Source organism: Marinospirillum insulare DSM 21763, from assembly GCF_000686905.1.
Taxonomy (GTDB): Bacteria; Pseudomonadota; Gammaproteobacteria; order Pseudomonadales; family Halomonadaceae; genus Marinospirillum; species Marinospirillum insulare.
On record NZ_JMLW01000011.1, the window covers coordinates 86003 to 92095 of the forward strand.

At 43.5% G+C, this 6093-nt stretch carries 6 protein-coding genes; all 6 read right to left on the reverse strand.

Going from position 1 to position 6093, the window contains the following annotated elements:
• Positions 1-22 precede the first annotated feature (22 nt).
• Positions 23-1561 (reverse strand): IS66 family transposase, encoded by a 1539-nt coding sequence (tnpC, locus tag BP27_RS0106150; protein ID WP_027850807.1) that lies wholly within the window; start codon positions 1559-1561, stop codon positions 23-25.
• Positions 1562-1627: 66 nt separating this feature from the next.
• Entirely contained in the window at positions 1628-1984 is a 357-nt protein-coding gene (tnpB, locus tag BP27_RS0106155; RefSeq protein WP_027850808.1) for an IS66 family insertion sequence element accessory protein TnpB, read from the reverse strand.
• Positions 1981-2298 (reverse strand): IS66 family insertion sequence element accessory protein TnpA, encoded by a 318-nt coding sequence (tnpA, locus tag BP27_RS0106160; protein WP_027850809.1) that lies wholly within the window; start codon positions 2296-2298, stop codon positions 1981-1983. The genes tnpB and tnpA overlap by 4 nt, the downstream gene beginning before the upstream one ends.
• Before the next feature lie 94 nt (positions 2299-2392).
• On the reverse strand, positions 2393-3004 hold the full coding sequence (locus tag BP27_RS0106165) for a cytochrome b/b6 domain-containing protein (RefSeq protein WP_027850810.1): 612 nt from the start codon (positions 3002-3004) through the stop codon (positions 2393-2395).
• A gap of 18 nt (positions 3005-3022) precedes the next feature.
• The gene (locus BP27_RS0106170) at positions 3023-4624 is read right to left on the reverse strand and encodes a tetrathionate reductase family octaheme c-type cytochrome (protein WP_051610391.1); all 1602 of its coding nucleotides are present in this window, start codon (positions 4622-4624) and stop codon (positions 3023-3025) included.
• A gap of 413 nt (positions 4625-5037) precedes the next feature.
• Positions 5038-6015, reverse strand: a complete 978-nt coding sequence (locus tag BP27_RS0106175; RefSeq protein WP_027850812.1) for an IS5 family transposase — start codon at positions 6013-6015, stop codon at positions 5038-5040.
• Positions 6016-6093: the final 78 nt, after the last annotated feature.

Genomic DNA, 6093 nt, shown 5'->3' on the forward strand with positions numbered 1-6093 from the left:
TAGCCTAGCTGGTTTTTGTTGCCTAAAGTGTCATTGCCCAAGGTAGTAAATGATCAAGTGAGTCGTTTGCTTTACTGTGAGGGAGTTGCTCAAACAAGGCTGTTAAGTAAACGCTGGGTTGTATGCCATTGGCTTTGGCTGTTTCAATTAAACTGTAGAGTAAAGCACTGGCATGGGCACCACTTCGGGTGTTGGAGAAGAGCCAGTTTTTTCTTCCGATCACAAAAGGTTTAATGGCTCGTTCTGCACGATTATTGTCAATAGCGACTTCGCCTTGCTCAAGGTAAACCTGCAGCTTATCCCATTGATTTAAGGTGTAGTGAACCGCAGCACCTATCGTGCTTTTAGGCGGCACTTGCAGTGCTGTTTTATCCAGCCAAGCTTTGAGTTGCTGCATGATGGGCACGGCTTCTGTTTGGCGAAGCGCTTGTTTTTCTCTAGCTGTTGCTTGGTTTAGTTGTTTTTCAATACCGTAGAGTTTTTGAATTAAGTTTAAGGCTTGGTCAGCACGCCCTGTTTTACCTTTGGGTTGTACAGCCTTAGCATCCATAAACTTACGCCGTGCGTGCGCCCAGCAACCCGCTAACGTCGCTTGAGTTTTGTGGTAACCCGCATAACCGTCAACCTGCAATAGGCCGGTATAACCATTTAAGAAGTGATTAGGGTGTGTGCCACCACGGCCATCTTGATAATCGTAGAGCACAATATTGGGTAGGGGTGGACTATTGCCCGTAGTAGTTGGTTTATCACCACCACAGCCATACACCCACATAGTGCATTGGGTTTTATCAACGTCCAACACTTTAACGGGGGTGTCGTCTGACCACAAAGCTGGCTGCTCAAGTAGCCGATGATGCATTCGGTCATACAGTGGCTGAAGTTGCTGTCCCAGCTTGATTAACCAACGACTCATGGTTTGTCGATGCAGCTCAATACCAAAACTCTTAAATAAAGCTTCTTGGCGATACAGGGGTAAGCCAAACTGGTATTTGGCGGTAATGATTTGAGCTAAGAGTGTGGGGGTAGCAATACTTTTGGGTAAAATACTGGCTGGAACGGGCGCTATTTTAATGGTTGTTTGTGTGGCTTTTTGTTCACAGCAACGGCAGCTGTATTTTGGGCGGATGTGACGAATAACTTTAACGGTAGCGGGGATAAATTCTAGCTTCTCGCTAACTTCCTCACCCATGCGGTGTAGATCATTGCCACAGTCATCACAGACTTTGTCTGCTTCATCAAGGTCGTGTAGCACATCTTCACGGGGTAGTTCAGGCGCTAGACTAGGACGACGCGTTTTCTTACGGGTGTAGGTAATGGTTTCTTCGGCAGCGACTTCCTCTTCGCTTGGCGTTAGCTGTTCTTCGGCTTCGTTAAATAATTCACCTTGGCCTTGATAGCCTTCACTGCTGGCAGCAAAACGTTGCTTTAGAGCCAACTGCCATTTTTCTAGTGTTTCATAGTAAAGTAGTTGATACTTTTTCGACTCATCCTGCAACGACAAAACGAGCTTTTTTAAGCTTTCAATATCGTCTGGAAGTGGCGTGGCATCAGTGTTTTTCATGGGTTTAATTATATCAAAACAGACTAACTAACACACTGATTTTAAGACAAAATCCAGCTTTTTTTATTAAAAAACTGTGCTGTATTCTAATGGTTTATGACCTTGCATTTTTTCAATGTCTAAGCCTTCTAATAACCATTGCCACTGGCGATCAGTGAGGGTTATTACCTCGCCCGTCATGCGTTTAGGCCACTTGAATTTGTCTTTTTCTAAGCGTTTATACCACAAGCAAAACCCTGTTTTATCCCAGTAGAGCACTTTCAGTTTATCGCGCTGCCGATTACAAAAGACAAACAGCGCACCACTAAAGCAAGCTAGCTTCATCTGCTTTTCAACAATCACGCTTAAACCGTTAATGCTTTTTCTAAAATCTACGGGTGACTTATGCAAGTAGATTGCCGGAGGCTCCACAAACATTTTCATGCAGACAGCGCCTTCAATAATTGAGCGAGCCAGACAGGCTCGACAGCAATAGGTAACTGAAGCTGTGCACCGTTATAATTTAGAACTAAATTGTTAGCACTCTTAATGGGTAGCGAAGGTGGTAGTGCTTTAACAAAGCCTGACTCATTACTACCCTCTAAACTGACTTTTGTGTGCTGGCGGTATTTGACGATAAAATAGGACTGGCTTAACTTGTTTTTTTGGCAGTAGTCGGCAATCGTTAGACCACTCTGTTCATAAGAATTAAATAGCTCAGCCCATTGCTCACTGGTGCGGTAGGTACGCTTTTTCATCACTTGCTCCTAAGTAAAGTGGAGCCTAGTTTAGTGGTATGAGACTGCGCTAAAAGGTGGGGTTGCTGTTACGCTTACTTTTTATTTATACTGCCTATTTTTTTACATCAGGTTTTTCTGTGTCTTCATAACCCGTAATCATCGGCTTAATATGGCTAAACACTGTTTTACCCAGGGTTGTCATATATACATGCCCAATAATAAAAACCATCATTGCAAAAGCTGCCGCGGTATGAATATAGGCTACGACTTCTAGTGACAGGGTTTCAGTCAAAGCGGCAGGCCAATCACCATAAAACAGGTACAACATTCCTGAAATCCAAATAACCGGTGAAATAGCTAGCTTAAAGCCTAAGTAGGCTAATCGCTGTAGCGGGTTGTGCTTAGCATTGGTTGTTTTTTTGTACGGATGGCTTTCACCCTTAAAAGCACCCACTGCATAGTAATAAACCACAGCAAACAAACCTTTACTGGTGGGTAAGTAATGCTTCCACTCACCTGTGGTTAAATGCCAAAAAATAGCAAATATCCACAACACAATAAGCGCCCAAGCAGCTAAGGTATGTAGCTTTACTGCTATAGCAAAACTTAGTACCGAATAGCTGCCATGAATTTCAAAACCAGTAAAAATTAGGGCAAAAATAAGCAGTGCTTGTGACCAGTGCCAAAACCGCTCAAAGCGTTTAAAAATCATTTCTTGACTCATACAATATTCCTTTTTGCTTTAAGCTTTGTTTATTTTTCTAGAAATAATCAAGGCAATTCTATGGAAAACAACACCGATTAAAGTCATCAATACGGCTAACCAACCTATACGATCCAACCATTCATTACTGTCATGGCCAGGCATATAAATACCCGGCAAGCCTGCTAAGCGACTGTCTGCACTATGACAAGCAGCACACTCTAAAGCTTGGTCAGCAGATGGAACCATGTGAGTGATTGGCCAGTGCATGGTGGTTTCTACAAAATCGTATTCGCCACTAAAAGCAAAACCTGTTTTGTCGCTGGCATCTTGTAAAGCCTTATTCCAGTCAAAATTCTTCCAGAAAGACGTATCGTCAGCACCAAATACATGGGTTGCTAAAAGGGTGTTATGAACCGTATCGAAAGGTTGTTTGCCACGCATGACTTTAAAGGGCCAAATGCGCGAATCAGGATCACCTGCACTACCTTGAATGCGGTTAACACCTAAGGGGGGATTGCTAGTATCAAACTCATCTTCAATTTGCGTGTATTCCACGGTGCCATTAAACCAAGCGTAGGTAGGAACCACATTTTCACCGTAACCAAAGTCACCTTTTTGGCTGCTATAAACCAAGCGACCTTGTTCATCTTTTTGGTTAATCTGCTTACCTTCTTCAGTTAAACGACCAGCCGTTGACCAATCCCACCACATTTTAGTGGCAACACCACCACGGGCATATTCAGGAATATGGCAACTTTGGCAGGCAATTTTTTCTGAGTGCTGATTAAGCTTGGCTTGCGGATGCGGATCGCTATTGTGGCAAGACTCACAACTTGCTGCTTTCACTTCGCCATGGCCTGGGTTAACAAGCCCTTTAGTATCTTTGGCATTTACTTGGTAACGGCTACCTGCAACATCGTGCCCCCAAGTACTATGGCACTCAGAGCAGCTAAAGTTCAGACCGTTAGCATCCATGTGAACATCTAGTGCCGCATTTGGCTTAGCTAAAGAGGAATCCAAATCACCATGTTTAACACCATCACCGCCACCACCATAAAAGTGGCAGCTACCACAGGTTTCACGGTTACTTGCACCTACATGCTGTGCTATTTCAGTTAGGTTGGGTGGCATCACCATTTTGCCACTGCCTTTAGGCCATTCGCGGGGAATTTCTGTAGGAAAGCCCGACAAAACAGGAAATTTTTTATAGCCGCCAGTGGTGTCATGGCACACTAAACAATCCACTGCACTCTCTTCTTCTGGCGGGGGTTGCTTCATGTCTTTCCAGCCATAACCTATATGGCAAGAAGTACAGCGTGGTTCATTGGTCACAACCATACCGCAAAAGCTATTCATTACCTTACTTTTACCTAGCTGCTGACCCGTTTCTTTATGGTCGTAGAGCCAAGTCCAGTGGGTAGTTTTTTTAACCTGGCTTGCTGCTTCGGTATGGCAACTTAGGCAAGCTTCAGTTACTTCTGGAGCCGACTTAAAATCACCCTGCAACACCTTAAACTTACTATGATCAGCCGTGGTGGGTGAACGGGTTTCAGCAGCCTGCAAACTTCCTATTAACAAACTCGTTAATAAAAAGCCCACAAATAATTGAATTAGCTTAGCGGGGGTTAGTTTCTTCATCAGCGATGCCTTACTGCTTTAGCAGCTTCTATATTATATTAACTTCATACAATACTACTAAAAGGCAATAAGTTAAAAAGGTATTTGAGTTGCATCCCAATTTAATAGTTGACCTGTTTGCTCAGGTTTAAGCATCTCACCATTAACGGTATAACCTTCTTCTTTTAAAGCCAGCTATGGTGTTTGCTCCTAGCAGTAGACTTCAGCACTAACTATAAATTCTAAGGGTTAGTAATTAGCCATAGCTAGTCAGTAGCTAAGGAGCCTCTGAACAAAAGCTTTAAAATGAGCTAATTCACTAATTTTCTATATTTGCGCTGAGATTTCTGTTTTTTACAAAAAAAAGCCTAATTATGGGTATATTGACTCGGTTTTTGCTGCTTTTAGGGCATAAGCCCGTTTTTTAGGCGGATTTATCCCGCCTTAGGCATGCATCGCCTCGATAAAAATAGATTGGCTAATGCAAATAAGCTATAGAGCTGCGCGGTGTTTTTCTCTAAACCACGGTAACGAGCTTTGCGGTGACCAAATTGTACTTTCAGCCAGTAGAAGGGATGCTCAACCTTGGAGCGTATCTGGCTTTTTACCGTTTCAATCTTGTCTATTAACTGACCTTCTTTTGTACCATTAGCACGTAGCTTACGGCGTTTACCGTGACGCATTGCAATTACCCACTCTACATCTTTGTCTTTGTTTTCTTCTCGCTTATCAGCACCTAAGTAACCAGAGTCACCATAAACCTTTTGTTCTTCGCCATGCAGCAATGCATGGGTTTGGGTGACGTCATGTACATTGGCTGCTGTGGTGCTGAGTGTATGTACTAGACCACTGGCAGCATCAACACCGATGTGAGCTTTCATACCAAAATAATACTGATTACCCTTTTTGGTTGAGTGCATGTCTGGGTCACGAGTTTTATGCTTGTTTTTGGTCGAAGAGGGTGCAGCGATAATAGTGGCATCAACCACTGTACCTTCTTTAATGTACATGCCCTGATTGGCTAGCTGGTGATTGACCACAGCAAAGATTTGTTGTGTTAGATCGTGTTCTTCCAACAAGTGGCGAAAGCGTAATAAGGTCGTTGCATCGGGTACAGCGTCACGTCCCAGTGCGATGCCCATAAAAAGTTGAATCGCTGCACTATCATAGATTGCATCCTCTACACCTTCGTCAGAAAATCCCATCACCTGTTGCAGTAAGTACATACGCAACATACGTGAAAGTCCCATGGCAGGGCGCCCTTGTTTACCATCTGTCTTAGGATAAAAGGGTTCAATAACCGCTTCTAGAGCAGACCAAGGGACTAGACTTTCCAGATCTGCTAACAGGCGATCACGGCGGGTTTGTTTCTTTTTGCTAGTAAACTCAGCTTCGGAGAAAGAGATTTGCATAGTTTAGACTCAGAACTTAAGGTTTTAGGCTAGTTTACCAAATGCTGGCTGACTTAGGGTTTGTTCAGTGTTTCCCTA

Bases quoted from the DNA above. Each gene is read 5' to 3' on its own strand.
- BP27_RS0106165 (WP_027850810.1), bottom strand. From the start codon at position 3,004: ATGAGTCAAGAAATGATTTTTAAACGCTTTGAGCGGTTTTGGCACTGG.
- BP27_RS0106175 (WP_027850812.1), bottom strand. From the start codon at position 6,015: ATGCAAATCTCTTTCTCCGAAGCTGAGTTTACTAGCAAAAAGAAACAA.
- tnpB (WP_027850808.1), bottom strand. From the start codon at position 1,984: ATGAAAATGTTTGTGGAGCCTCCGGCAATCTACTTGCATAAGTCACCC.
- BP27_RS0106170 (WP_051610391.1), bottom strand. From the start codon at position 4,624: ATGAAGAAACTAACCCCCGCTAAGCTAATTCAATTATTTGTGGGCTTT.
- tnpA (WP_027850809.1), bottom strand. From the start codon at position 2,298: ATGAAAAAGCGTACCTACCGCACCAGTGAGCAATGGGCTGAGCTATTT.
- tnpC (WP_027850807.1), bottom strand. From the start codon at position 1,561: ATGAAAAACACTGATGCCACGCCACTTCCAGACGATATTGAAAGCTTA.